Origin of the sequence: Aminobacterium sp. UBA4987, assembly GCF_002396985.1 — a bacterium.
GTDB lineage: Bacteria > Synergistota > Synergistia > Synergistales > Aminobacteriaceae > Aminobacterium > Aminobacterium colombiense.
The window spans coordinates 59,064-82,503 of the sequence record NZ_DGZF01000006.1; the positions used below are offsets into that span (position 1 = coordinate 59,064).

Annotated in this window: 23 protein-coding genes and 1 tRNA gene; 23 read left to right on the plus strand and 1 reads right to left on the minus strand. The window is 43.6% G+C overall.

What is annotated here, in order from left to right:
- Positions 1–5 precede the first annotated feature (5 nt).
- The 13 genes from B2U56_RS02970 to B2U56_RS03030 all read left to right on the plus strand — a co-directional run bounded on the left by B2U56_RS02970 (position 6) and on the right by B2U56_RS03030 (position 13,743).
- The gene (locus B2U56_RS02970) at positions 6–701 is read left to right on the plus strand and encodes a potassium channel family protein (RefSeq protein WP_286952194.1); all 696 of its coding nucleotides are present in this window, start codon (positions 6–8) and stop codon (positions 699–701) included.
- Positions 698–1,744 carry a phenylalanine--tRNA ligase subunit alpha gene (gene pheS, locus B2U56_RS02975; protein ID WP_286952195.1) on the plus strand — a complete coding sequence of 349 codons (1,047 nt, stop codon included), beginning with the start codon at positions 698–700 and terminating at the stop codon, positions 1,742–1,744. Before B2U56_RS02970 ends, pheS begins: the two co-directional genes overlap by 4 nt.
- A complete protein-coding gene (gene pheT, locus B2U56_RS02980; protein ID WP_286952197.1) occupies positions 1,738–4,143 on the plus strand; it encodes a phenylalanine--tRNA ligase subunit beta in 2,406 nt (801 codons plus the stop codon). The genes pheS and pheT overlap by 7 nt, the downstream gene beginning before the upstream one ends.
- A 30-nt stretch (positions 4,144–4,173) precedes the next feature.
- Positions 4,174–4,473 carry a hypothetical protein gene (locus tag B2U56_RS02985; RefSeq protein ID WP_213700311.1) on the plus strand — a complete coding sequence of 100 codons (300 nt, stop codon included), beginning with the start codon at positions 4,174–4,176 and terminating at the stop codon, positions 4,471–4,473.
- Positions 4,474–4,490: 17 nt separating this feature from the next.
- A complete protein-coding gene (gene zapA / locus B2U56_RS02990; RefSeq protein ID WP_286952199.1) occupies positions 4,491–4,748 on the plus strand; it encodes a cell division protein ZapA in 258 nt (85 codons plus the stop codon).
- Positions 4,745–5,257, plus strand: a complete 513-nt coding sequence (locus B2U56_RS02995) for a CvpA family protein (protein WP_286952201.1) — start codon at positions 4,745–4,747, stop codon at positions 5,255–5,257. The genes zapA and B2U56_RS02995 overlap by 4 nt, the downstream gene beginning before the upstream one ends.
- Positions 5,244–7,595 carry an endonuclease MutS2 gene (locus B2U56_RS03000; RefSeq protein ID WP_286952202.1) on the plus strand — a complete coding sequence of 784 codons (2,352 nt, stop codon included), beginning with the start codon at positions 5,244–5,246 and terminating at the stop codon, positions 7,593–7,595. The genes B2U56_RS02995 and B2U56_RS03000 overlap by 14 nt, the downstream gene beginning before the upstream one ends.
- Positions 7,596–7,660: 65 nt before the next feature.
- Positions 7,661–7,736: transfer RNA gene (locus B2U56_RS03005), tRNA-Arg, on the plus strand.
- A gap of 407 nt (positions 7,737–8,143) precedes the next feature.
- A complete protein-coding gene (gene ftcD, locus B2U56_RS03010; protein WP_286952204.1) occupies positions 8,144–9,067 on the plus strand; it encodes a glutamate formimidoyltransferase in 924 nt (307 codons plus the stop codon).
- Positions 9,068–9,128: 61 nt separating this feature from the next.
- A complete protein-coding gene (locus B2U56_RS03015) occupies positions 9,129–9,908 on the plus strand; it encodes an IclR family transcriptional regulator (protein WP_286952205.1) in 780 nt (259 codons plus the stop codon).
- Positions 9,909–9,983: 75 nt separating this feature from the next.
- Entirely contained in the window at positions 9,984–10,829 is an 846-nt protein-coding gene (locus tag B2U56_RS03020) for a carbon-nitrogen hydrolase family protein (RefSeq protein ID WP_286952206.1), read from the plus strand.
- A gap of 371 nt (positions 10,830–11,200) precedes the next feature.
- Positions 11,201–12,562, plus strand: coding sequence for a sodium:solute symporter family protein (locus tag B2U56_RS03025; RefSeq protein ID WP_286952207.1), 1,362 nt, complete (start codon positions 11,201–11,203; stop codon positions 12,560–12,562).
- Positions 12,563–12,567: 5 nt separating this feature from the next.
- Complete coding sequence (locus B2U56_RS03030) at positions 12,568–13,743, plus strand: alanine--tRNA ligase-related protein (RefSeq protein ID WP_286952209.1); 1,176 nt, start codon at positions 12,568–12,570, stop codon at positions 13,741–13,743.
- Positions 13,744–13,828: 85 nt separating this feature from the next.
- Here the strand turns inward: B2U56_RS03030 and B2U56_RS03035 are convergent, their stop codons facing one another.
- Positions 13,829–14,794: a TAXI family TRAP transporter solute-binding subunit gene (locus tag B2U56_RS03035; RefSeq protein WP_286952211.1), complete on the minus strand. Its 966-nt coding sequence runs from the start codon at positions 14,792–14,794 to the stop codon at positions 13,829–13,831.
- A gap of 296 nt (positions 14,795–15,090) precedes the next feature.
- Between B2U56_RS03035 and B2U56_RS03040 the strand changes: the two genes are divergently transcribed.
- From B2U56_RS03040 to B2U56_RS03085, 10 genes are all read left to right on the plus strand, one after another.
- Complete coding sequence (locus B2U56_RS03040) at positions 15,091–15,597, plus strand: HutP family protein (RefSeq protein ID WP_286952212.1); 507 nt, start codon at positions 15,091–15,093, stop codon at positions 15,595–15,597.
- Between the two features lie 81 nt (positions 15,598–15,678).
- Positions 15,679–15,918 (plus strand): 50S ribosomal protein L31, encoded by a 240-nt coding sequence (rpmE, locus tag B2U56_RS03045; protein ID WP_013048121.1) that lies wholly within the window; start codon positions 15,679–15,681, stop codon positions 15,916–15,918.
- A gap of 60 nt (positions 15,919–15,978) precedes the next feature.
- On the plus strand, positions 15,979–16,674 hold the full coding sequence (gene thyX, locus B2U56_RS03050; RefSeq protein ID WP_286952214.1) for an FAD-dependent thymidylate synthase: 696 nt from the start codon (positions 15,979–15,981) through the stop codon (positions 16,672–16,674).
- A 2-nt stretch (positions 16,675–16,676) separates the two neighbouring features.
- Positions 16,677–17,621 (plus strand): DUF1385 domain-containing protein, encoded by a 945-nt coding sequence (locus tag B2U56_RS03055; RefSeq protein WP_286952216.1) that lies wholly within the window; start codon positions 16,677–16,679, stop codon positions 17,619–17,621.
- Positions 17,605–18,681, plus strand: coding sequence for a peptide chain release factor 1 (gene prfA / locus B2U56_RS03060; RefSeq protein ID WP_286952218.1), 1,077 nt, complete (start codon positions 17,605–17,607; stop codon positions 18,679–18,681). Before B2U56_RS03055 ends, prfA begins: the two co-directional genes overlap by 17 nt.
- On the plus strand, positions 18,668–19,528 hold the full coding sequence (prmC, locus tag B2U56_RS03065; protein WP_286952220.1) for a peptide chain release factor N(5)-glutamine methyltransferase: 861 nt from the start codon (positions 18,668–18,670) through the stop codon (positions 19,526–19,528). Before prfA ends, prmC begins: the two co-directional genes overlap by 14 nt.
- Before the next feature lie 82 nt (positions 19,529–19,610).
- Positions 19,611–20,798, plus strand: a complete 1,188-nt coding sequence (trxB, locus tag B2U56_RS03070) for a thioredoxin-disulfide reductase (protein WP_286952221.1) — start codon at positions 19,611–19,613, stop codon at positions 20,796–20,798.
- Between the two features lie 65 nt (positions 20,799–20,863).
- A complete protein-coding gene (locus B2U56_RS03075; RefSeq protein WP_286952223.1) occupies positions 20,864–21,796 on the plus strand; it encodes a 1-phosphofructokinase family hexose kinase in 933 nt (310 codons plus the stop codon).
- 15 nt (positions 21,797–21,811) lie between these two features.
- Entirely contained in the window at positions 21,812–22,261 is a 450-nt protein-coding gene (locus tag B2U56_RS03080) for an HPP family protein (RefSeq protein WP_286952225.1), read from the plus strand.
- 68 nt (positions 22,262–22,329) lie between these two features.
- On the plus strand, positions 22,330–23,409 hold the full coding sequence (locus tag B2U56_RS03085) for a M48 family metalloprotease (RefSeq protein WP_286952227.1): 1,080 nt from the start codon (positions 22,330–22,332) through the stop codon (positions 23,407–23,409).
- The last annotated feature ends 31 nt before the right edge of the window (positions 23,410–23,440 follow it).

Below are 23,440 nucleotides of genomic sequence, written 5' to 3' on the forward strand. Positions count from 1 at the left end.
TGGATATGGCTGAGAAAAGAAAAATGGTCCTTGTGGTTGGATTGGGACGTTTTGGCCTCTCCTTATGTGAAAAGCTGGCTGCTATGGGGCAGTATGTAGTTGGAGTTGATGCAGACCCGGCCAAAGTTGAAGCAGTAGCAGATATTATAGCTTTAGCAGCTCAGCTTGACGCTACTGATGAAGATGCTCTTATAAAAGTTGGGGCGAAAGAAGCGGACATCGCTGTCGTTACCATAGGAGAAAACATAGAGGCTAGTATTCTTGCAACCACTATAATCAAGGGGTTTAATATCCCCCTTGTTGTAGCTCGTGCTCAGACGGCACTTCATGCCAGAGTCCTTTCGCGAGTCGGGGCACATAGAGTTATTTTCCCAGAACGGGATATGGGGCAAAAAGTAGCGGAACAGTTTGTCCATCCTTGGCTTTCGAGTTTCTCTCAACTTCCGGGTGGAGACTATTTGGTGGGAGAAGTTACGCCATTGCATGAAATGTTGGGAAAAAGCCTTGCCGTACTGGATTTTCGGAAGAAATATAATGCAATGGTTTTGCTTTTTGATAGGAAAGGGTCACGATTTTTGCCGTCGGCAGATACGGTTATAAATAAAGACGATCTCCTTCTTATCGCCGGTAAAAAGAATGATTTGGATAAACTTTTATTGGCCATTGAGGAAGAACGTGAAAGGGAGGGTAATGGAGCGTGAGCGAAATTCATAACAATATAGAAATGTGTCGTGTTGAATTTCTGGATCAGCTTGAACAGGCCAGTTCTGCTGATGAAATTCAGGATCTGAAAGTGAAGTACCTTGGTAAAAAGGGGAAAGTCACGTCGCTTTTGAAAACTCTTGGATCACTGCCTCCAGAGAAAAGGCCAGCGGTGGGGCAGTTGGTCAACAAGCTGAGGGATGAAATAGAAGAACAGCTTTCAATACGCAAAACTTTTTTGGAAGAAAAAGAATGGGAGGAAGCAGAACAGAAAGAGTTCATTGATGTGACCCTCCCTTCTCGTGGCCGGACGTGGGGTGCTTTCCATCCAGTGGCACAGGTTACTATTGATGTCATAAATATTCTTTCAGGATTAGGCTTTTCTGTTGCTTTGGGCCCCGAGATCGAGGATGATTTCCATAATTTTGAGGCCCTTAATATTCCGTCTTTTCACCCAGCAAGGGATATGCAGGATACTTTTTATTTTGATGAAAAACATTTGCTTAGAACACATACTTCTCCAGTGCAGGTTCGCTCTATGCTGAAATATGGGGCACCTCTTAGAATAGTATGTCCAGGAAAGGTCTATCGACGGGATAGTGACCCGACTCATTCACCCATGTTCAATCAGCTGGAAGGCCTTCTTGTGGATAAAGATATTGCCATTGCTGACTTAAAGGGATGCTTAGAAGTGCTGGTTAACAGTATTTTTGGTCGGCCGCTCAAAGCTCGATATCGAGCTAGCTATTTTCCCTTCACCGAACCCTCTCTTGAACTGGACGTAGAGTGTGTTGAGTGCTCTGGGAATAATCCCCAGTGCCGTATTTGTAAAGGTACGGGCTGGCTTGAAATAGGCGGCCTCGGTATGGTTCACCCGAATGTTTTGAGAGCTGGTGGTATTGATCCTAATGTTTACAACGGCTTTGCCTGGGGAATGGGGCTTGATCGCCTTGCTCTGCTAAAGTACAAACTGACAGACCTCCGCGTTCTTTTTGAGGGGAATGTCCCCTATCTTCTTTCTGGGAGGTGCAAATCATGTTAGTGTCCTGGAATTGGCTTAATGGCCTTGTATCTATTCCCGCGTCTCTTGAAGAGGTTGCGGAAAAACTTACTCTCACTGGTTGCGAAGTAGAGGCAATAACTCGTCCATGCGAAAGGTTATCAGGTGTGCGGGTTGCCCAGGTTATTGCTCTCGAACCGCATTCTCGTAAAAATTCCCTTCGAGTTGCCTCTCTCAATTATGGGGAGGGGGCAGCAGTCTGTGTCACAGCTGCTACCAATTTAAAAATTGGAGATCTTGTACCTTATGGGCCTTCAGGTGCCGTACTTGCTGATGGAACAGTGCTTGAAGAAAGGGATTTTGATGGTGTGGTGAGCCAGGGGATGATGCTTTCGGCTGATGAAATTGGTCTCCCTGATATAGCTGATGAATCTGGCATTTTACGCCTACCTTCGGATGCTCCTGTTGGAAAAGACGTAAAGAAATATCTACGCCTGGACGATGCGGTTCTTGATATCTCTATTACACCGAATAGAGGGGATTTGTTGAGTGCTCTTGGCATCGCCAGGGAAGTGTACGCTCTTTTCCCAGATGTTGTAGGCAGGAAAAACTTTAAGAATCGTTCAAATGAAGGTATGGAGTGGCCTGTTAATTTCCGCTCTATATCTTTGGAGGACGAAGGTTGTCGGCGTTATCTGTTGGGACTTGCTACAGATGTCAAGATTGAACCATCTCCATTGCCTATACGCATATTACTATCTCTTATGGGCATGCGCCCCATATCCAATATAGTCGATGCTACCAACCTGACCATGCTTTTAATGGGTCAGCCTCTCCATGCCTTTGATCTAGACCGTTTACCAGAGAACGAAATTACAGTTCGCTCTGCCACGCCAGAAGAAAAGATCATTACTCTTGACGGCAAAGAAAGAGTCCTTGATCCCCTTGATATTCTCATTACAAGTGGAGGATCAGCCATTGGTATTGCTGGAGTTATGGGAGGGGAGAATACTGAAATTTGTGAAACGACTCGCAATGTTGTCATAGAAAGCGCTAATTTTGATGCAATAAGGGTTAGCCGCACTTCTCGCCGCCTTGGGCTTAATAGTGAAGCGGCTTTCAGGTACTCAAGGGGAGTAGATCCAGAACTCGTATATCCAGCTATGGCCTATGTCATTTCTCTACTGAAGGAGTGGGGCGCCGCTACCACGGAATGGGAAGTCCTTGAAGCAACAACAGGATCCATCACCGGCCGTGAAGTAGTATTGACCCGGGAAAAACTCAATAAACTATTGTTATGGGATGATCTTCAAGAGTCTTCTCAAATTCTTGGGCGTCTTGGTATCAGAGAGGTGTCAAAAGAAAAAGAGAACATGCGTATTTTTAAAATCCCTTCTTACAGGCCAGATATCTCAATAGAGGAAGATCTTATCGAAGAAGTGGCCAGAATTCGAGGATATAACGATATGCCAAGTCGTCTCCCTCAAAAGATGAGCCATCCAGGAGAAAGAGGGGCATGGACGGAACTCCAGGCAGGTCTGCGCCAAATAGCGTTGGCAAGAGGATACATTGAGGTTGTAACATACTCTTTCCTGTCGCCATCTTATATAAAACTTCTTCGGTTGCCGGAAGATGATGAAAGGGCACACCCCTTTGTCTTATCCAATCCTCTTAGCGCAGACCTTTCGGCAATGCGGACATTGATGCTTCCAGGACTGATTAACGCTCTTGCTTCTTCACTCCGAGCCGGGTGGAGAGAGGCTGTTCGCCTATTTGAACTGGGCAGGGTATTCCTGCGGGATTCAGAATCAGACGCGGGGAAAAAAGAAGTAGAAAGGTTAGCAGGGCTTATCTACCCTGGCCGTGACATACGTAATGTTTATAAAGAATGTCTAGTAGAAGATTTTATGTCTGTCAAAAGCGATGTAGAAGCTTTTCTTCAGAGCAGGGGCGTAAATTACATCTTAAGATTGGGGGCAGAACCCTTCGGACACGGGGGACAAACAGCTGAGATATGTATTGGCAATGAAAAAGTTGGCTACATTGCCCGGCTTAAACCATCCCTTGAAAAAGAACTGGACATGGGGTCCCCTATATATGCTTTTGAGATATCCCTTGATCCACTTATCGAGGATGTCCATCCTTTGTTCTGCGAAAATCCGCCATATCCTGCTGTCCACCGGGATATATCTCTTTTAGTGCCTGAAAATAAAGAAGGAAAGACAGTAGAAGATGAAATTCGTTCAGCAGCAGGTTCTTTGCTTTGGAACCTTCGTCTTTTCGATGTTTATAAGGGACATGGCGTTCCGGAAGGATCGCGCAGCCTGGCTTTCTCCCTTGCTTATAGGGATATGAAACGCACGCTTAGCGATGAAGAAGTTGATGCAGTGCATAATAGAGTAAGGGAAGAAATGGCATCAAAAGGGTATACTCTTCGCTAAATGATGAGTTCAGGAACGGAGGCACTGGCTATGATAACTCTGAATTCTATCGAACAACTGGCTAATCGTTTAGCAGAATTGCTAACAAAGTTAAAAGATGAAAATGAGCAGTTAAAAAAAGAAGCTCACTCTCTCAGGCAAAAAGTGTCAGAAAAAGATCTGGAGCATATACGAGAAACGAAAGAGCTTCAGCGAACAATAGAAAGACTTGAGCGAGAGAGAATGATGTTGCAAAAAGAAAAGGCTCAGCTAGACAATCAGATGAAGAGCGTTTACGATAAACTGAATGCCTTGTTACCAGAACAATCAGAACAAGGTCATAATTCCTAACAGAGGAGCTGAATGCTTTGTCTATCCCTGTGCGGGATGTAACGCTCAAGCTCGGTAAAAAGGAATACCATTTGAAAACAACATTGGACGAGGAGTCATATGGGCGAGTTGTATCATTGTTGAAAGAGTCTGCTGATAAGATTGGCAAAGAGACTGGCCAGGAGCATCTTTTGCTTCTGGTAAGTCTCCATCTTGCCTATTGTCTTGACCACGCCAATCAGACTTTTGAAGATATTATTCAAAAATATTCTCCAGGAGAAAATTCCAGATCATGACTCTGGCGTTAGGTATTGATATTTCAATTGTTTTTGTATTGATCTTTCTCTCTTTACGTGGGTTCTTCCGGGGGCTTACAGGAGAGTTGTTTTCTCTTGGTGGAGTAATTGGGGGGGCTTTTCTTGCATGGCGTTTAGGCCCCGCCCTTTCCAGCTGGTATTTAGAGAAATGGGCCGGTAACCCTTCGATTGTTCTTGTCATTTCAATGGCCCTGCTGTTTATTCTTGTTGTTGTCATTGCGACCCTTGCATGCCGTATGGTTCAGATTTTTTTAAGATGGTCTGCCTTATCCTTCATTGATAGGATTCTTGGGGGGATGGCTGGAGCTCTGAAGGGAGTTTTCCTTGTCCTTTTCCTCTATGCAGTATTGATGGCGTTTTCCTCTTTTATATCTCCTCAATGGGTTAAGGAGAGCATTGCTATGAAACTAGCTTCTCAGGCATGGCCGCATGTCAATACATTTCTTTATTCTGCGGAAGGGGATAACCTATCCCATGAAAGTACGTAAGGAAGTTTGGAATCTCCTTGAAATTGATAAAATTCTTTCTATCTTTGCTAAATCACTACGCAGCGATCTTGGCTTATCAGTTCTCACAGCTATAACTCCCTGTGAAACAATAACCACCCTTCGCAACCGCCAGAACCTCTTGATTGCTTATCGTGATTATGTTGATCGTTATGGAGATTTTCCATGGAATCAGAATGTAAGCAGTGTTGCAGAAGAAATACATGCTGCCCGAAAAACTGCACTCCTGACAGGTCAGGAGCTGGTTGCTATCCGCATGCTTCTATTGCTTGCGACCAGAATCAAAGATGTTTTAAACCAAGCGAAAGATGAATTCGCTCCTTTTGCAGGCGTGCTTAAGAAAATACGAGATTTCAAATACGAGATTGAATCGCTCGCCGTCTTGGATGAAGATGGAAACCTTTTTGATTCTGCTACTCCGACTTTGTTGCGAATTAGAAAAAGTGAAGAGGCAGTTCGTCAATCAATTCGATTAAGGGCACAGGCCCTTTTCGCTAATTCCCGAATAAATAATATGTTGCAGGAACGTTTGCTCACTTTTAGACAGAATAGATTTACTGTTCTTGTTCGGCAAGAATTCGCATCTCGTTTCCCCGGCACGTTTATCGACCGCTCTGGTTCCGGCAACTCTGTTTACATGGAACCTCGAAGTCTTGCAGAGCTTAATAGCCGCCTTGTACTTCTTATACAGGATGAAGAAGAGGAAAAGAGGAGAATATTATCTGAACTCACCCAAATGATTCTTGGGAGAGAAAAAGCAGTAGTCGACGCAGAAGGTGTTCTAGGTCAGATAGATATGCTCTATGCTCTTACTGACGTTATGGGAAAATATGGATGGACTCTTCCGGAACTCTCAAAAAATCCTTTTTTTGTCTTTTATGATCTACTTCACCCACTCTTGGGTGAAAAGGGAATCCCTCTTACAATTGAATGCGGGAGAAGCTTCCATGTCCTTGTTGTTACTGGGCCAAATACTGGTGGTAAAACAGTAGCCCTTAAAACTGTTGGTATGGGCATAATCCTTGCGTGGTGCGGTTTTCCCCTTCCAGCAAAGGAAGGAACTGTAGTTGGTAATCTTGACAACGTATTTGCAGACATAGGGGACGAACAGAGTATTGAGCAGAATCTTTCTACATTTAGCGCTCATCTTAAAAACATTATCCATATTCTTTCAGAAGCAACGCGATCTTCTCTTGTTCTTCTCGATGAACTTGGGGCTGGGACCGACCCTCAGGAAGGAGCGGCATTAGGAATAGCTCTCATAGACACTTTACGGGAAAAGAAAAGCATTACGTTAGCGACGACCCACCATAATCCTATTAAAAGCTACGCTTTAACTACTCCCCATGTGGAAACAGCGAGCATGGAATTTAACGTAGAGACCCTGGCGCCTACGTATCATCTTCTCATGGGCATCCCGGGGCGAAGTAATGCCATTTATATTGCAGAGCGTTACGGCATGCCGTCAGAAGTGCTTCAGAAGGCCAGGGCGACCCTTAAAGAGCAGGAAATATCCATGGAGGAAGTCATTGCAGATCTTCATGAGAGGAAGGCTCTGCTAAACCATGAGTGGGAAAAAATGGAAGAGCAACGTCAAAAGGCCGACCTTTTGAGCAAGGAGTATTCTGAAAAAATGAAGGCGCTTGAAGAACAAAGAGAGAAAATAATAGCCAAAGCAGAACAACAGGCTGCAACTGTTCTTGCATCAGCAGAAGAAGAGTCAAAGCGGATGATACGTGACCTGGACGAAGCAGCCAGGTCTGTGGTTCAAAGGAATCTACATGGGAAAAGAGAGAACATACGGGAAAAAAGAAAAGAACTTGAGCAAAAAGAGGAAAAGAGATTCATTAAAAAAATGAAGGATGAAAAACGCAATTTAGAAATAGGGGATACTGTTTCAATTGCGGGGACCTCTATAACAGGCACTATACTGGCTCTGAAAGGAAATAAAGCAGAAGTGCAAGCAGGTGCTGCACGTATGGATGTTCCCTTGATCTCTTTGACACCAACGTCAAAAAAGGTCAGAGATGCCTTGCCGGAAAGCCCAGCCATGAGCGCAACTAAGCCTCAGGGCGTGCCCCTTTCCTTGATGATCAGGGGGATGACAGTAGACGAAGCCATGCCTCTGGTAGAGCAATATCTTGACAGAGCAATGCGCGCAGGATATCTGAGTGTAGAAATTATACATGGCCGGGGAGAAGGGATTCTCCGTCGGGAAGTTCACCAATTTTGTGCACATCTAAGTTATGTTGAAAGCTATCGTCTTGGTGGCCCCGGCGAGGGCGGGCATGGGGTGACAATTGTAACTTTTAAAAAGTAATAATGTTCAGACTTACTCAGTTGCAGTAAATCCTGGCACGTGGTAATATTTTCGACGTTCATTAGGTGCCTGTAGCTCAGCGGATAGAGCGTTGGCCTCCGGAGCCAAAGGTCTGGGGTTCGAATCCCCGCAGGCACGCCATTTAATAAAATAGCCGGGTCGCTTAAGCGGGCCGGTTTTTTTATTGTGTTCTTATGTATAGCCTGTATAGCTGCAACTTGAGCCACTTGCCCTTATTTCACAATACTGTCATGAAGTGCCACTTTCATTGCTTCTTCCATGCGTAAGAAAAGCCCCCTTTTTTTAATTATAAAATAACAGATGACTTTTTGCACGGTGTGCCATCAACGTTGACACTTCAGGTATCCATGCCTATACTTTGTATTAAATTAATGGGATAGTGTCCCGCAAGATGGTACGCCATTAGTATTATTGGCCTTATTTTAAGTTTGTGAGTGCTGGGTGGCAGATATGAATCCGCTAATTTCTATGCGAACACAATAAATACTTTTCAAAACTATAAATATAAAGATTGTAGGAGGTATGTTATGACAACGCAATTGATTGAGTGTGTCCCTAATTTTAGTGAGGGTCGCCGCAAGGATGTTATCGAGGCAATCGTTGATTCTTTTCGCGGCAAGCGAGGACTCTATCTTCTGGACTACAGATCTGACGAAGATCACAACCGCCTTGTTATCAGTCTTGTGGGCGAACCGGCTCCGATCCAAGAATCCCTTATCGAAGCAACAAAAACTGCACAGAAACATATTGACATGAATTTACATCATGGAGGGCATCCTCGCATTGGCGCAGTTGATGTCATTCCTTTTACTCCGCTTAAAGGTATCACTATGAAAGAGTGCGTTGACTTGGCACACTCTTTTGGTGAGTGCTATTTTAAAAATACAGGTATTCCTGTTTACTTTTACGAAGATGCGGCAAAGATGCCTGCAAGAAAGAAATTGGAAGTTGTCCGAAAGGGGCAGTATGAGGTTCTTAAGGATGAGGCAAAGAATAATCCAGATCGTTATCCTGATATTGGTGGGCCAGGGCTTCATCCCACAGCTGGAGGAACGGCAGTGGGAACAAGAAAACTTCTTGTTGCCTTTAACGTTAACCTTAAGACAGAAGATGTTGAGATAGCAAAGAAGATTGCAAACACTGTTCGTGCGTCTTCAGGTGGCTTCTGTCATGTTAAAGGCATTGGCCTTGCACTTGAAGAGCGTGGAATTACACAAGTCAGTATGAATTTGGTTGACTACGAGGCAAACTCTCTTTACAGGGTACTCGAAACAATTCGTATGGAAGCAAAGCGTTGGGGTGTGTCGGTTCTCGAGACAGAAATCTATGGTATGATTCCAGCCAAGGCTCTTATTGATAGTGCAGCTTATTACTTACAAATTGCAGACTTCGACCCCTCACAGGTCCTTGAGCTCCGGCTTCTTGAGCTTATGGGAAAAAATGGCGAATAATAATTAGGTGAAAGCTTCATGGACAACGATTACATATTTGCAATAAAAAGAAGGTGCCCTCATGGCGCGCGAAGAATATTTTAACAGGTCTCTTTTGCGGGCACTTTTGATAGTTGAAGCCCTTGGTAAAGAAAAAACTCCCCTTGGAATAGGTGAGATTAGTAGATTGACAGGGTTAAGCAAAAGTACAACCCATCGGTTAGTTTTGACATTAGAGAGCAGAGGGTGGTTAAAACGATTGCCTGATAACGACAAGTATTGCTTGGGAATGAAGTTTGTCACCCTCTCATGGATAGCGCGCGAGGAGTTTGCTTCATGTCGGGAAGTTCACCCTTTTTTATGCAAGCTAGCCGATATTACTAAAGAAACGGTATTGCTTAACGTGTGGAATAATAACGAAGTTATTTGTGTCGACAAAATTGAAGCATCTCAGCAAATTAGCGTCACACCGAAGTTGAATCAATCTTTCCCCATTCATGCGGGAGCATCTGGCTTTGCGGTTCTTACTACAATGCCTTTTCAAATGGTTGCGCAAATATTTAATACACGTAAATTTGAAACTTATACAGCACGCACGTTGATTGATCCGCAAAAACTTCTAAGGAAATACGCTGAAGCAAAAGAAAAGGGCTATGTCATAAGCTTTGGGGAAAAGGATGATGGTGTTACTGGTATAGCAACCGGACTTTATTTTCCTCATGAACAGAACTATGCGAGCATTTCTGTAGTTTTACCAGACTCACGCGCCACAGAAGATGTTAACAAGAAAATTATTTCTGCTATTTTGGACATAAAAGAAGAGATCAATCTACATTTTAATTTCGCGACAAAGAGCATTTAGTAGGAGGCAGAACGAGGCAGGAGCAAAAATTAGCTGTGAATGTTTGAATGTTATAACTAGTGTGGAGGGATTGCGGTGAGTGGAAAAACTACAAAAATAGCTTTGATCCAAATGGACTGTGTTTTGCATGAAGTGGAACGGAATGTAAAAAAAACGCTTGCATATATCGAAGAAGCAGCGGCAAAAGGGGCAGACTTGATATGTTTACCGGAATATTTTGATACAGGGTATTGCTGTGAAAAATCAAAAGAAATATTAATTAACGCACGTTATCTTGATGATAAAGACCACCATTCGCTCAATTTAGTTAAAGAAGCAGCTAAAAATTTCAAAGTGCATATTATTGCTCCTATGGCAATGAAAATAGCTCCTGGTATCTATGAGAATGCGGCCATTATGATAGATGATGAAGGGAAAGTTCTTGGTTCATACTCAAAAACCCATCCTGTTGCGGAAGAACGCCTTTGCGTTAGTAAGGGGAAAAGTTACCCCGTGTTCAAAACAAAATTAGGTAATATTGGCATTTTAATATGTTATGATGCATGTTTTCCCGAAACAGCAGCTATTTTAGCTGAAAAAGGGGCAGAACTTATTGTGGTTGTAGCAGCCTGGAGAAAAGGGGACAACCTCAAGGAATGGTGGGATGTGAACATCGCATGTAGAGCTATTGATAACGTTGTGTTTGTGGCAGCAGTGAACAGGATAGGCCCCGCTAATGATAAGAGGGAGTTTCTTGGCAGGTCTGCCGTGATTGATCCCAAGGGATATGTTGTTTCAGGTAAGGTAGATGAAAAAGAGAGGCTAATATTTTCAGAGATAGACTTGGACGATGTAAGAGAATGTCGCTTTAATAATTCAGTTTTGCTTGATCGTAATTTAAATGAATACTATATATTAAATCGATTGTGTGAGTCTTTATAAACAGATAGAGTAGGTGGCTCCTTTATTGCATCTTCAACCTGGTAGACAAAATAAGAGCCTCCAAGTTGAGTGTCTCAAACTGCGATTTACGAAATTCAAGAATACGTCGTGACTTTAAGTTTTTTGGGGTAAATTAGTAGCCTTGATTTTTAATATGGCGTATGTTTTCTTTTTAAATTTTTCTATTTTAGCAGCGTAAAGAAAAGAAACATGTAATGTGATTTTTTAATTTTTGACTATGCTTCATATGAAGAAAGCCGTTAATCAGTGCTTTGAAAAAAACGAAGCTCTGAAAATAAAGGTCTGGGGTTCGAATCCTCGCAGGCACATCATTTTGTGACGTAAGCCGGATTGAAAAGGAAATGATTAGGGTGAAACTCTTTACTGCTTCAGCATTGCTTGTGCTGTTTGTTTTTCTCGGACTTGGTACGATCGTTGCCCGTAAAATAAAGGAAGCCAGTGATTATACAGTTGCAGGACGAAAAGCAGGGGTAAGCGGAGTAGCGGGTGTTATTATGGGGGCTCTTATTGGAGGGGCTTCTACGGTGGGAACCGCTCAGATGGCTTACGAATACGGCCTTTCAGCATGGTGGTTCACTCTAGGTGGCGGCATAGGGTGTCTCATTTTGGGATGGGGATTTGCATCTCCTTTGCGAAGTTCTGGTGTTGTGACCATTCCAGAATTTCTTAAAAGACATTATGGCAGATCAGTCAGCATGCTTTCCATGGTGGCATCATCAGTTGGAACATATATTTCTGTGGTCGCTCAATTTCTTTCGGGTGTTGCTTTGTTGCAGACAGTTTTCCCTTTCCCTTCTTTTGTTGCATCCATTGGTGTAGCTTGTCTGATCCTTGGATTTCTGTGTTTAGGCGGTCTGAAAAGTTACAGTGTTATAGGGAAAGCAAAGATAGCGATGCTCTTCCTTATTCTGACAGTCTCGGTATTACTTGGTATGGGTAAAGGAGTAACCCCCTCCTGGCTTTATCATAATATTGGAAATAAAACTTTATTCAGCCCCTTCGGATTTGGCGTGGGAAAGGGACTGGGAGCGTTTCTGTCGATGATAGTTGGTATTTTCTGTACTCAAATTTACATACAAGGAGTTTTTGCAGCTTCAAATCCAGACACGGCTCGTAAGGGGACGTTATTAGCTGGTATCCTTATTCCTCCCCTTGGCTTAATGGGGATTTACATAGGTCTTTTTATGAGAACTGCTGGCGTTTCTATTGTACCGTCACAAGCTCTGCCAATGTTCATACGCTTGTACTTTCCCCCCATCCTGGGTGGAATATTCTGGGCAGGAATATTGATAACTGTAGTTGGTGCTGCTGCAGGTCTTTCTTTTGGTATTGCTACAAATTTAGTGCAAGATTTTCTGAAAGCCTTGCCATATATGAAAATGGATGAAAAAAGAGCTCTTTTTATGAGTAGGGCAGCTGTGATTTTTATAGTTCTAAGCGCAGCTTATATGGGAGAGTTGTTTAGTGGCGATATGATTCTTCAGTGGAGTTATTTAAGTATGAGCCTGCGGGGGGCTGGAACTTTTTTCCCTTTCATCGTTGCCCTTCTGTTCCCCCTTCAGCTTTCTCCCTGTTGGGCACTATGCTCTGCTGGTGGAGGCTTATTGGCAGTATTGATAGCGCCTTTTATATTTACTAATGTCCCCCCGCTTTTTCTTGGACTTTTAGTTTCAGCGTCTTTCTCTGGCTTAGGTATTTGTTTACGGAGGTGATTTTTATGATCGGGCAGACCAAGATTATGAAAATAATTGATTCTACTGAAAAAGTAATAAAAATTATAGTTGATCCCAATCCTTTCCACCCTGCAGGAGGAGGTCAGCCAGGAGATACGGGTTGTTTAAGGGCTGAAAATTTTCTTGCCCATGTCATAGATTGCCAAAAAGAAGGAGAAGAGATTGTCCTTTATATAAAAGTCAAAAGTGGTACCATCCATGAAAATATGCAAGTTGAAAGTTTTGTTGACTTGGAGCGCCAGTGGCTTCTTTCGCGGATGCATTCCGGGGAACATGTTATTTCAAAGGTACTTGAGAACACATACCCAGAACTGCATATTTATAAAGTTGACGTAGGAACAGAATCCACAGCGGTATATTTGCGTTATCCTCACGAATTGAACTGGGAAATTCTTTTTAAGGCCGAGGAAGACGCAAATGAAGTTGTTAAAAAAGATCTTCCTGTCACTGTGAATGTATTGTCTCCTGAAGATGCAAAAAAGATGATAGATCTGAAAGCAAACTGGGAGCGTATAGGGGAAAATGATTTGGTTCGTGTGGTGACTATCCCCGACTTCGATATGATTGCGTGCTCAGGGACCCACGTTTGCAGAACTTCCGATATTGGAGGTGTTTTTATAGAAGGATTCAACGGCAGAGCTCCTGAATGGGAGTTTCGCTTTACGGTCCATAGAGAAGAGGCAATGAGGAAAGAGAGCTATGTTATGCGAAAATTGCTTCGTACCATTGGTTGTCCTCTTGAAAAACTCGAAGAAGTTTTTAAAAGACTTCAAATGGAAAACAAAGCTCTTATCAAAGGATTGGATCATCTTAAAGAATATGTTTCCTTCCCCTGGGTAGAGCAGTCTATGGGGGGGCATCCTCTGTATTCCTTTGAACTTCCAAATATTCCTATAGAAGTAGTTTCTTCCTGTGTAAGTCGAAAACTTAAAGAGATACCAGAGGCGATTTGTCTTTGTATAGTACCAGCCGAGGAAGGATGTCATTTCCTTTTAGGGGAAGGAGAAAAAACATTCCTTGATCTTCAGGGTTTTGTGAAAAACAATAGGACGTTAGGAATTAGAGGCGGCGGACGAAAAGATTGGGTGAGCGGGAAAGCTCAATGTACGCACCTTGCTCGATGGGTAGAGGAACTTCAGGTTTATTTTGTAAACAGATAATAGGATCTCCTTTTTGTTCTTACTTGAGAAAGGGGGCTTCCTGGTACCAGGAAGCCCCCTTTAATGGACTTTATATGTTTATCTCTTAAAATTCAGGAATTTTCATTCCTTTTTCTTTGTAGAATTGAGCAGCTCCGTCATGTAAAGGCACAGATACACCATCAAGGGCAGTTTCAAGGGTAATAAGTTGAGCTTTGGCGTGAATTGGACGAAGTTCCTCAATATTATCCCAGAGGGCCTTTGTCATGCGGTAAACAAGATCTGTAGGAAGATCTGCGTCACAGATAAGCAGAGCCATTACGGCAGGAGTCGTGACATCATGATCGACTCCCTGATAGGTTCCTGCAGGGATAACGCTTCTTACAAAATAGGAATATTCTTTAACAAGTTTGGAGAGGAATTCTTCGTTAAATTCTACCAGATCAACATCATGCATGGTGGCAAGGTCCATGATCGAAGATGTAGGATATCCAGCGACGACAAACCCTACGTCAAGCTGTCCGTCTTTAAAGCGCTGGGTCGTATTGTTAAAGTCAAGGAAATCTGTTTGCATATCACCATATTTTATGCCTGCAACTTTCAGAATAGCATCTACATCTCCCTGTACTCCAGAGCCTGGAGCTCCCACTGAAACCCTTCTTCCTTTAATATCCATAATGTCTTTAACGCCGCTTCCCTTCAGAGTAATGCAGTGAACGTGTTCGGGGTAAAGAGAGGCAACAACGCGGATATTATCGTATGCGCCTTTTTTGAAGGGGCCAGTTCCTTTTGCAGCCCAGTAGGCAATATCGTTTTGTGCAAAGGCCATTTCAATCTGATGAGTCCCAAGAAGGTTGATGTTAGCTACAGAGGCATTCCCTGTTTCTGAAGTGACTTGTACGTCTTCAAGATGACGGGTCAGAATGTCTGCAATACCGCCGCCTAAAGGATAATAAGTACCACCGGTACCACCTGTTGCGATGGAAATAAATGTCTTTGCAGAGGCGGCTCCGGCAAAGACGGCAAACAAAAGACATAACATAGCTACAGCAACCATTGTCTTTCTCATCATGTTTCTCATTCCCCCTCGAAAGTTTTTTGTTCCTTTTTATGTCAACATACTTTCATATATATAGAAAACTTCCTTCTCCCCATCCCCCCATTTCATTTTTCTTGTTTCATATAGTATAAGGCTATTATGAAAGACTATCAAGAATAGAGTGTTTTTAAAGGTTTATAAAGGTTTTTAATAAAATTCATACAAAGAGAGCTTCTTAAATAAATATGCTATAGTAAAACAAGTATTCGAGAGGAGAGGTGTCTGACATGCTCTGGAAAAAAATATTTAATAATCAGGAGGAAGTCATAATGGAGGAGGTTATGGCTGAGGAAGAAAAAGTGGAAAATAATATAGGGTGCTCGCAGCGTGGAATTGACTTGGAGTTACATATCCATGTTCATTTAAATGATGAAAACCAGGTTGGTCGGGCAGCGTTGCTATTAGCGTCTACCACCACTCCTGATTCAGAGAATGAACTAAAACGGGAATTATTACAGAATGGTTGGCGGTCAGTTGCAACAGAAGTTGGAGGACTGGCAGGGGATCTCCCTCAAAAAATTACTCGAGCCCTTGTTGGAGCTTCTTTAAATGCTGGAGTAGTAGAGAAGACTCGTAATGAGATGCACGCCCTTATGCATGCGGCAGTAGAGGCTCTAGAAGGTTTTTTAACGGTGGGAATGCTAGAGGCGAGTGTCGGAGCTAAAATAGCAATTGTACGTATTGATCGTTGGATTGCAGTGGCAGTTATGGGCGATACAGCATATCATGCCGTTGCCCATCATGAGAGATGCGGTCTCGGTGTAATGCATATCTAAATAACCGCTTGCATGTCTTTATTCCATATGGTAAAGTGCATATTTGTTCAGTAAAGAAAAGTTTTTGGAGGTGCAACATAGATGAAAAAGGGAATACATCCCGAATATAAGGAATGTGTTGTAACGTGTGCTTGTGGCAATACGTTTAACACTCACTCCACTTCTTCCGAGATCCGCGTGGGGGTCTGTTCTGAATGCCACCCCTTCTTTACCGGCAAAAAGGGAAGCCGGGTTGTGAGCGAAGCTGGTCGTCTTGAAAAATTCCGTAAGAAATACGAAGGTATCAATTACGGACAGCGCGAAGTAGAAACAGAAGAGTAGAAAGGGGGGCAAAGCTCCCCTTTTTTTACATGCTTTTGAAGGATAGGAGCTGATGAGTACATGACGTGTCAGGTGACCTTGCTAGGGCATACACCAGATCCTGACAGAATTGTAGCGGCAGCAGCGCGCCTGTGTTATAGCGATATTCCTGCTGGATTGATTATGAAAGAACAAGACCCTTCATCAGTAGAATCGCTGATTTTTCACTTGCAGAGGAGCGGTCATCATTCTCCTTTCGAGCATGCGTCTTTTACCTTTTCTCTAGATGGAATGAGCCGGGTGACAAGCCACCAGCTTGTCCGCCATCGCATAGCGAGTTATAGTCAAAGAAGTCAGCGGTATGTTTCTATGGCTGAACCAGAAGTGATTCTTCCTCCATCTGTTGCGGCTCATGAGGAGGGGAAAGAGCTGTTCCTTAACGAGGTTAAGGCGGCTCATGCCGTATACTTGAAGCTGGTTGAGCAAGGAATTCCCAAGGAAGACGCGCGATATATATTACCCCATGGCTGGACAACAAGCCTAGTAATGACCATGAATGCCAGAGAGCTTTATCACTTCTTTTCATTGCGGCTTTGTCGCCGTGCTCAATGGGAGATTCGCCAGGTAGCCCGAGAAATGCTTAAAGTGGTTCGAAGAGAAGCTCCTGTCATTTTTAATATTGCAGGTCCTTCCTGCGTTGTAAAGGGTGCTTGCTGTGAAGCTCGCCCCTGTGGAAAACCCTTTCATTCCATAGAGGAACTTCTCGAGGAGGAATAGTATTGAATTCAGATAATAAGACTGCCTGTACCTTCTCTGGGAAACGGGAGAAGCGCATGCCCGTGGGAGGACAGGCTGTTATAGAGGGCGTTCTGATGAGGGGCCCCCAAAGGTGGGGGCTTGCAGTTCGACAGCAGAACGGTGAAATAGTACGGGAACATTGGGACGCAGTCCTCCGAACTTCTTCTTTCTGGTGGAAGTGTCCAATGATACGGGGACTTGTCATTATGTTCGAAATGCTCAAGATAGGGATACGCGCTTTGAATCGCTCTGCCGAAATAGCCCTGGGGGACGAAGAAACTATTACCCCTCTTGAGTTTGCAGGATCGGTTGCTTTTGCGCTTATAGCGGTTATAGGGGTATTTGTTGCCCTTCCCGTTTGGTTGGCCCACCTTGGCGGAGAGTTCTGGAATTTTTCTGAAACATGGAAGAATGTCCTCGAAGGCCTGTTGCGCGGAACTTTTTTTGTGTTGTATGTGGCAGGTATCGGATTATGGAAAGAGATTCGTGATGTATTTCGCTATCATGGAGCGGAACATAAAACCATTAATGCTTTTGAAGCCGGAGTTGATATGACCCCGGGAAATGTTATGAACTATTCTCGCATCCATCCCCGTTGTGGCACGTCTTTTCTCTTGATTGTTGTGATAGTGAGTATTATAGTTTTTTCTATAGCCGGTCATGGTAGTTTGCTTTGGAAAATAATGATGAGAGTTTTGCTGCTTCCTGTGGTAGTGGGAATCTCTTATGAGATTATCCGGGCAGCATCGTCTATACAAAAGTTAGGAAGGATCATCTTGTGGCCTGCCTTGTCATTTCAATACCTGACTACGAGAGAACCGAGTATTGAACAGGTAGAGGTGGCGCTAGCTGCTTTGGAGGAAGCATTGGACAGGCCCCTGTATGATCGTTCCGGAGGTGAGGAATACAATGAATTTGGAGAGTAAACTTGATGATTTGGAAAAGACTTTTGAAGATCTTGAAAAACAAATGTCTGATCCTGTTATCGCAGCTAATTTGAAAGAGATACAGCAACTTGCAAAAAAACATGCTCAGATAGAATCGGCTGTATTGAAATATAGAGAGTATAAAAAGGTAAAGAGTGACCTTGAGGAAGCCCATTCCCTTCTTCATTCAGGGGATGGGGATATGCAGGAACTTGCCAGGGAAGAGATAAAGGAAAAAGAGCCTCTTCTAGAAAGCATTCGTGACGAACTTCATGTCCTTCTGCTGCCAGTGGATCCTAACGATGAAAAAAGCGTCATTATGGAAATACGGGGAGGGGCAGGGGGAGAGGAAGCAGCGCTTTTTTCTGCCAATCTTTATCGCATGTATAGTCGATTTTGTGAACGAGAGGGCTGGAGAATAGAGATCATTCAGTCAAACGAGACGGGCATCGGTGGCTTGAAGGAAGTTATTTTTAAAATAGATGGCCGCGGTGCATATAGCAAATTGAAGTTTGAAAGTGGTGTCCACAGGGTACAGCGGGTTCCTATGACTGAAGCAGGGGGGCGTATTCATACGTCAACCTCCACTGTAGCTGTCTTGCCTGAGGTAGAAGATGTGGACGTGGATATACGTACTGAAGATCTTAAAATTGATACTTACCGTTCAAGTGGTGCTGGAGGGCAGCATGTTAATATGACGGATTCCGCAGTCCGTATTACTCACCTTCCCACAGGCATTGTTGTTACATGCCAGGATGAACGGTCGCAGATAAAGAACAGAGCGAAAGCCATGATGTATCTTCGTGCAAAACTTTATGGCCTGGAAAAGGGAAAACAGGCGGAAGAGCAGGCAGAAGAGAGGCGCGGCCAGATTGGTTCCGGAGATCGCTCAGAAAGGATCAGAACCTATAATTATCCTCAGAATAGAATAACAGATCATCGTATTGGGCTAACCCTCTATAAACTTGATCAATATCTTGACGGGGATTTATATGAAATGATCGATGCCATGACTATGGCGGATCAGACGGAGCGATTACAGAAGCTTGGGAACGAATAAGGAAACTCTTTATCAAGCAAAGAAAAGAACTGTTCAGGTTTTAGCAAGAGCGGGTATAGAGGGGTCGGAGAGCGAAACAGAGTGGCTTCTTTGTTCTTTGAAGAAAATATCCCGATCTCGTTTGTTGCTTATAGCTTCTGAAGCGTATCTTACAGAAGAAGAGGTCATTTCTCTGAGCCAAATGGTACAACGCAGAATCTCTGGCGAGCCTTTGCAATATATCATTGGATATGAGAGTTTTTGGGGCAGGGACTTCCTAGTAGGGCCAGGTTGTCTGATTCCTCGTCCTGAAACGGAACTCGTTGTGGAAGAGGCACTTCGGCACTTTGTCAAAGGCTCTTTTCTTGATTGGGGAACGGGAAGTGGTTGCATTGTCGCCACTATCCTTGCAGAAAGACCTCTTTCAAGAGGGGTAGCAGTAGAGGTTTCTCCTCAGGCTATTGAATGGGCATGGAAAAACCTGAGAAGATATAATTTGCTTCATCGTTGTTTGCTGTGGCATTCTAGAGAAATGAGTGACATTCCAGTTCCTTCTCAGAGCCTAGACCTTATTATTAGCAACCCACCTTACATTCCCACTGCTACGATTGGAAGACTAATGAAAGAGGTTGTTGGATATGAGCCCTATGTGGCCCTTAATGGCGGAGAGGATGGACTGCTTTACTATAAGGAGCTTCTTCATGTTGCTCCCAACTGGCTCAAACCAGGAGGGATGTTGGTTGTAGAATTAGGAGACAGCATTCAAGGAGAAGTTTTTGCAAATTACAACGCTTTAGGGCTACGATTAATTAATCTGGCGAAGGACTTTCAAGGTATATATCGCATCGCAGTTTGGCGTCGTGTATAATGGCGCAGATGATCTATTCGATCACCTATATATATTATTCTGTATTAGATAAAGCTTCAAAGGACGAGGAGGAGATGTTTGAATGGAAAAGAGAGAGCTCGTGATCATCGGGGCTGGCCCTGCCGGTTTGACATCAGCTATATATGGTCGCAGAGCAGGACTCGATGTGCTTCTTATTGAGAAAGGTGTTCCCGGCGGTCAGATAAATATTACTGCCGAGATAGAGAACTGGCCAGGAGTGGCCCATGCCTCAGGCCAAGAACTTGGTGATATGTTCCGAGTGCATGCAGAGAAGTTCAATACAGAATTTCGTGACGCTGATGTAAAGAAAATTGAGCTTCGTGACGGCAGCAAAATAGTCGTAACAGACAAGGCAGAAATAGAAGCCGAAGCGATTATTCTTGCTACAGGCGCTTATTTCAGGAAACTTGGCTGTGAAGGAGAGGTAGAACATATTGGCGGCGGCGTGAGCTACTGTGCAGTTTGTGATGGAGCTTTCTTCGAAGATCAGGTAATCGCTGTTGTTGGCGGCGGGAACACGGCTGTTGAAGAAGCCTGCTACCTTACAAATTTTGCTTCCAAGGTGTACATTATTCATCGTCGTGATGCTTTCAGAGCTGACAGAGCTGCCACTGAAAGGACACTTTCAAATCCGAAGATTGAACCCATCTGGAATAGCGTTGTCGAAAAAATCGAAGGCGATGGTATGGTAGAAAATCTCGTTTTGAAGAACGTTAAAACAGGAGAGGTTTCTGATCTGCCTGTAGCTGGTGTCTTTGTTTTTGTCGGACAGGCTCCTCATGATGAATGCATCCGCGGTCTTGTTGAGGCTAAAAAAGGCGGCTGGATAGTGACTAACGATGATATGGAAACATCAGTTGAAGGTGTTTTTGCCGCTGGTGATGTGCGCGACAAGAACCTTCGCCAGGTAGTGACAGCTGCAAGTGATGGCGCCATAGCAGCTATGGCAGCATCTGCCTATATAAATGAACAGGTTCATCTTCGCTCCACCCTTTTGGATCCTGAGAGAGTGGTGGCCTTCTTCTATTCCAGCATTGTGGAATCCCAGGTGAGGCTTTCCAATGCCGTGGAAGAGATGAGCAAGGAAACAGGGGAAAAGGTTGCTATCATTGATGGTTACCGCAACGCTCGTATGGTTGAAAAACTCGAATTGGGTGAGATGCCAGTTGTTGTGGAGCTTAAGAAAGGTGTAGTTGCTTCTAAAAAAATAGTAGCTACTGCTTCTGAACTTTCCGAATTTCTTAAATAGAGTAGGGCTCATTCGGGGAAGGTGGGATAATCCTACCTTCCCTTTACTCATGGGGGTGGAGATTGATGATAGTCACAGTAACATTGAATCCCGCTGTCGATGAGGAATTTTTGGTGCCAGAGTTCCGGCCAGGTGGGTGGTTCCGCTCAAAGAATGCTATCCGTACTCCTGGTGGTAAGGGGATAAATGTCTCCATGATGTTAGCCCAGTTAGGTTATGAATCAGCTGCTATGGGATTTCTTGCAGGTTTTAATGGGGCCTATATCCGTGATGTCCTGCGCAGAGATAGAATTACAACAAATTTTATCCATGTAAAGGGTGAAACGCGAACAAACGTTTATATAGTAGACGAGTCAGGACATATTGAAACAGGGCTTTCCGAGCCAGGCCCCTATATCTCTGAAGAAGCCTATAATCGTTTTCTTCGCAATTATCAAAGAATGCTGCAACGCACCAGATTACTTGTTCTAGGTGGTTCTCTCCCTCCTGGTATTCCCCAAGATATTTACGGAGAACTTATTCGAAAGGCAAAGGAATATAACATTCCGACAATTGTTGATGCTGCCGGACTGCCCCTTCAGTCTGCACTTGAAGCTGGTCCTACCATCGCCAAAATAGATCATCGTTTTATGTCGCGAATATCTGGAATATCGTTAACTTCTCTTGACAATATTATTGAAGTCGTTTCAAAACTCCACGACCAGGGAGTGGAATGGGCTACTACTTCATACCACATATACGGAGATGTTTTTTTTACCCCTAAAGGTATTTATTTAGCTCTCGCCGAACGGCGGTCGGTTGTTTCCATATTCGCAGCAGCAGATGCTCTTATTACGGGTCTCATTGTTGGTGGAGAAGAGGGAATGGACGTAGAAGACCGAATCAGGTTTGCTATGGCATGTGCATGGGAAGATTCCATGCATGTAGAGAAAGGATTCTCAAGTCGCAAAGCAATAGAGGCTCTAATGCCGCGTGTGCAGCTGGAGCGCTTCGATTAAAAGGGGACTCGAAGAATGCGAATAGGGGATTTGATGGATCGGGATTTGACGTCTGTAACGGAAAATACGCCTTTGAAAGAAGCGATTGAAATGCTTTCCCAACATAATCTTACAGGTCTTCCCGTTGTCGATGAAATGAGTTTTCTTGTTGGCTTTATCAGCGAGAAGGATATAATAAAAGCGTCTTTACCTGGCTATTGCGAGTATCTGGAGGGAGCAACTTTTATTCCGGACTTTGATCAGTTTTCTGAAAAACTTCGTAAAAAGGTTATGGAACCTGTAGGGAAATACATGACGCGAAAGGTAATTTATTTTTCAGAAGACGACTCCGATCTTCATGCGGCATTATCATTAATTCAGCAAGGGTTAAAAATGGCACCAGTAGTGAGAGAAGATGGTGTTTTTGTGGGTATGGTGAGCCGAGCACACCTTATCGAACACATTATGTGTGACGAAGACGAATAATTTTTCATGCTTGGTTATACAAAGAGCCTTATTTTCTCCCCTAAAGATTTTTGTAAGGGCGGTTTTATATGAAAAGAAGAATGAGTGTAGCAGCGATGGTCTTGCTGTTTATTTTGTTTTCTTGCTTTTATGCCAGAGCGGAAGATGAGATGCAGCGGGAAATTAAGTTTGGTAAAGAGGTTTCAGAAGAGATAGAGCAGCATTGGGAACGAGTCTCCGACCCTGTAAAAATTGCTCATCTTTCTATGATCTGCGAAAAAATTAAGCCCCACATGATTCGCACCCTCCCCTTTGAAATTCGGATTATCCAGGAAAAATCTCTGAATGCTTTCAGTTTGCCTGGTGGCATTATATATATGACGACCGGAATTTTAGATTTTCTTCATAGTGATGCTGAAATAGGGGCTATTATTGCTCATGAAATGATCCATGCTGATAGAAGACATGTTATGCTTCAGATGGCTCAATCCCAACGCATCTCTATTTTTGCGCTGGCCCTCATTCTGGTGAGTGGGGGGAAAGCTGCACCTGCTTTTTTGACTAGCATGGCACAAATAGCCATTACAAACGCATATAGTAAGGATTTAGAAAAGGAAGCAGATGTTGAAGGGCTTTATGCGCTGCAGAAAGCGGGATACCCGCCTGCAGCTGCGCTTACTGTCATGGAGGGGTTGGCAGAAGAGCAATTACGCCACCCTTATGTGGATCCGGGGATATTTATGGATCACCCTTACGTTAAGGAGCGAGTAGCCTACCTTTCAAAAATAATTCGTGAGAATAATTGGCCCATTGAAAGGAAGAAAGTTCTTCATATGCTGGTTGTTGATGTGGTAACAGATGAAAGATCAACAACTCTTTTGGTGGATGGAGTTAAAGTCTGGTCTGGCCCTGATGAAAGTGATGTAAGAAAACTCTTCCTTTCTATAAAAGAGAAGCTGGATAAGGATTACCAAATGGAATTGGCTCCCTATGAAATAGAGGTTATAGACTTTTTTAATAACAAAAAAGGGATCCGAGTCGGACCAACCCTTCTTGTTTCAGAACCTTTACCTGAAGGAGTAGACCCCCTTATTTTTCTCCGAACCGGTTTAGTGGAAAGATTACATCAGGCAAAAGCTTCTCATCCTATGGCCGACTATCTACATTAAATTAAATGAGGCTTTCTAAATTTTCATTTCT

Bases quoted from the DNA above. Each gene is read 5' to 3' on its own strand.
- B2U56_RS02970 (WP_286952194.1), top strand. From the start codon at position 6: ATGGCTGAGAAAAGAAAAATGGTCCTTGTGGTTGGATTGGGACGTTTT.
- pheT (WP_286952197.1), top strand. From the start codon at position 1,738: ATGTTAGTGTCCTGGAATTGGCTTAATGGCCTTGTATCTATTCCCGCG.
- B2U56_RS02985 (WP_213700311.1), top strand. From the start codon at position 4,174: ATGATAACTCTGAATTCTATCGAACAACTGGCTAATCGTTTAGCAGAA.
- B2U56_RS02995 (WP_286952201.1), top strand. From the start codon at position 4,745: ATGACTCTGGCGTTAGGTATTGATATTTCAATTGTTTTTGTATTGATC.
- B2U56_RS03000 (WP_286952202.1), top strand. From the start codon at position 5,244: ATGAAAGTACGTAAGGAAGTTTGGAATCTCCTTGAAATTGATAAAATT.
- ftcD (WP_286952204.1), top strand. From the start codon at position 8,144: ATGACAACGCAATTGATTGAGTGTGTCCCTAATTTTAGTGAGGGTCGC.
- B2U56_RS03015 (WP_286952205.1), top strand. From the start codon at position 9,129: ATGGCGCGCGAAGAATATTTTAACAGGTCTCTTTTGCGGGCACTTTTG.
- B2U56_RS03030 (WP_286952209.1), top strand. From the start codon at position 12,568: ATGATCGGGCAGACCAAGATTATGAAAATAATTGATTCTACTGAAAAA.
- B2U56_RS03035 (WP_286952211.1), bottom strand. From the start codon at position 14,794: ATGATGAGAAAGACAATGGTTGCTGTAGCTATGTTATGTCTTTTGTTT.
- B2U56_RS03040 (WP_286952212.1), top strand. From the start codon at position 15,091: ATGGAGGAGGTTATGGCTGAGGAAGAAAAAGTGGAAAATAATATAGGG.
- rpmE (WP_013048121.1), top strand. From the start codon at position 15,679: ATGAAAAAGGGAATACATCCCGAATATAAGGAATGTGTTGTAACGTGT.
- thyX (WP_286952214.1), top strand. From the start codon at position 15,979: ATGACGTGTCAGGTGACCTTGCTAGGGCATACACCAGATCCTGACAGA.
- prfA (WP_286952218.1), top strand. From the start codon at position 17,605: ATGAATTTGGAGAGTAAACTTGATGATTTGGAAAAGACTTTTGAAGAT.
- trxB (WP_286952221.1), top strand. From the start codon at position 19,611: ATGGAAAAGAGAGAGCTCGTGATCATCGGGGCTGGCCCTGCCGGTTTG.
- B2U56_RS03075 (WP_286952223.1), top strand. From the start codon at position 20,864: ATGATAGTCACAGTAACATTGAATCCCGCTGTCGATGAGGAATTTTTG.
- B2U56_RS03080 (WP_286952225.1), top strand. From the start codon at position 21,812: ATGCGAATAGGGGATTTGATGGATCGGGATTTGACGTCTGTAACGGAA.
- B2U56_RS03085 (WP_286952227.1), top strand. From the start codon at position 22,330: ATGAAAAGAAGAATGAGTGTAGCAGCGATGGTCTTGCTGTTTATTTTG.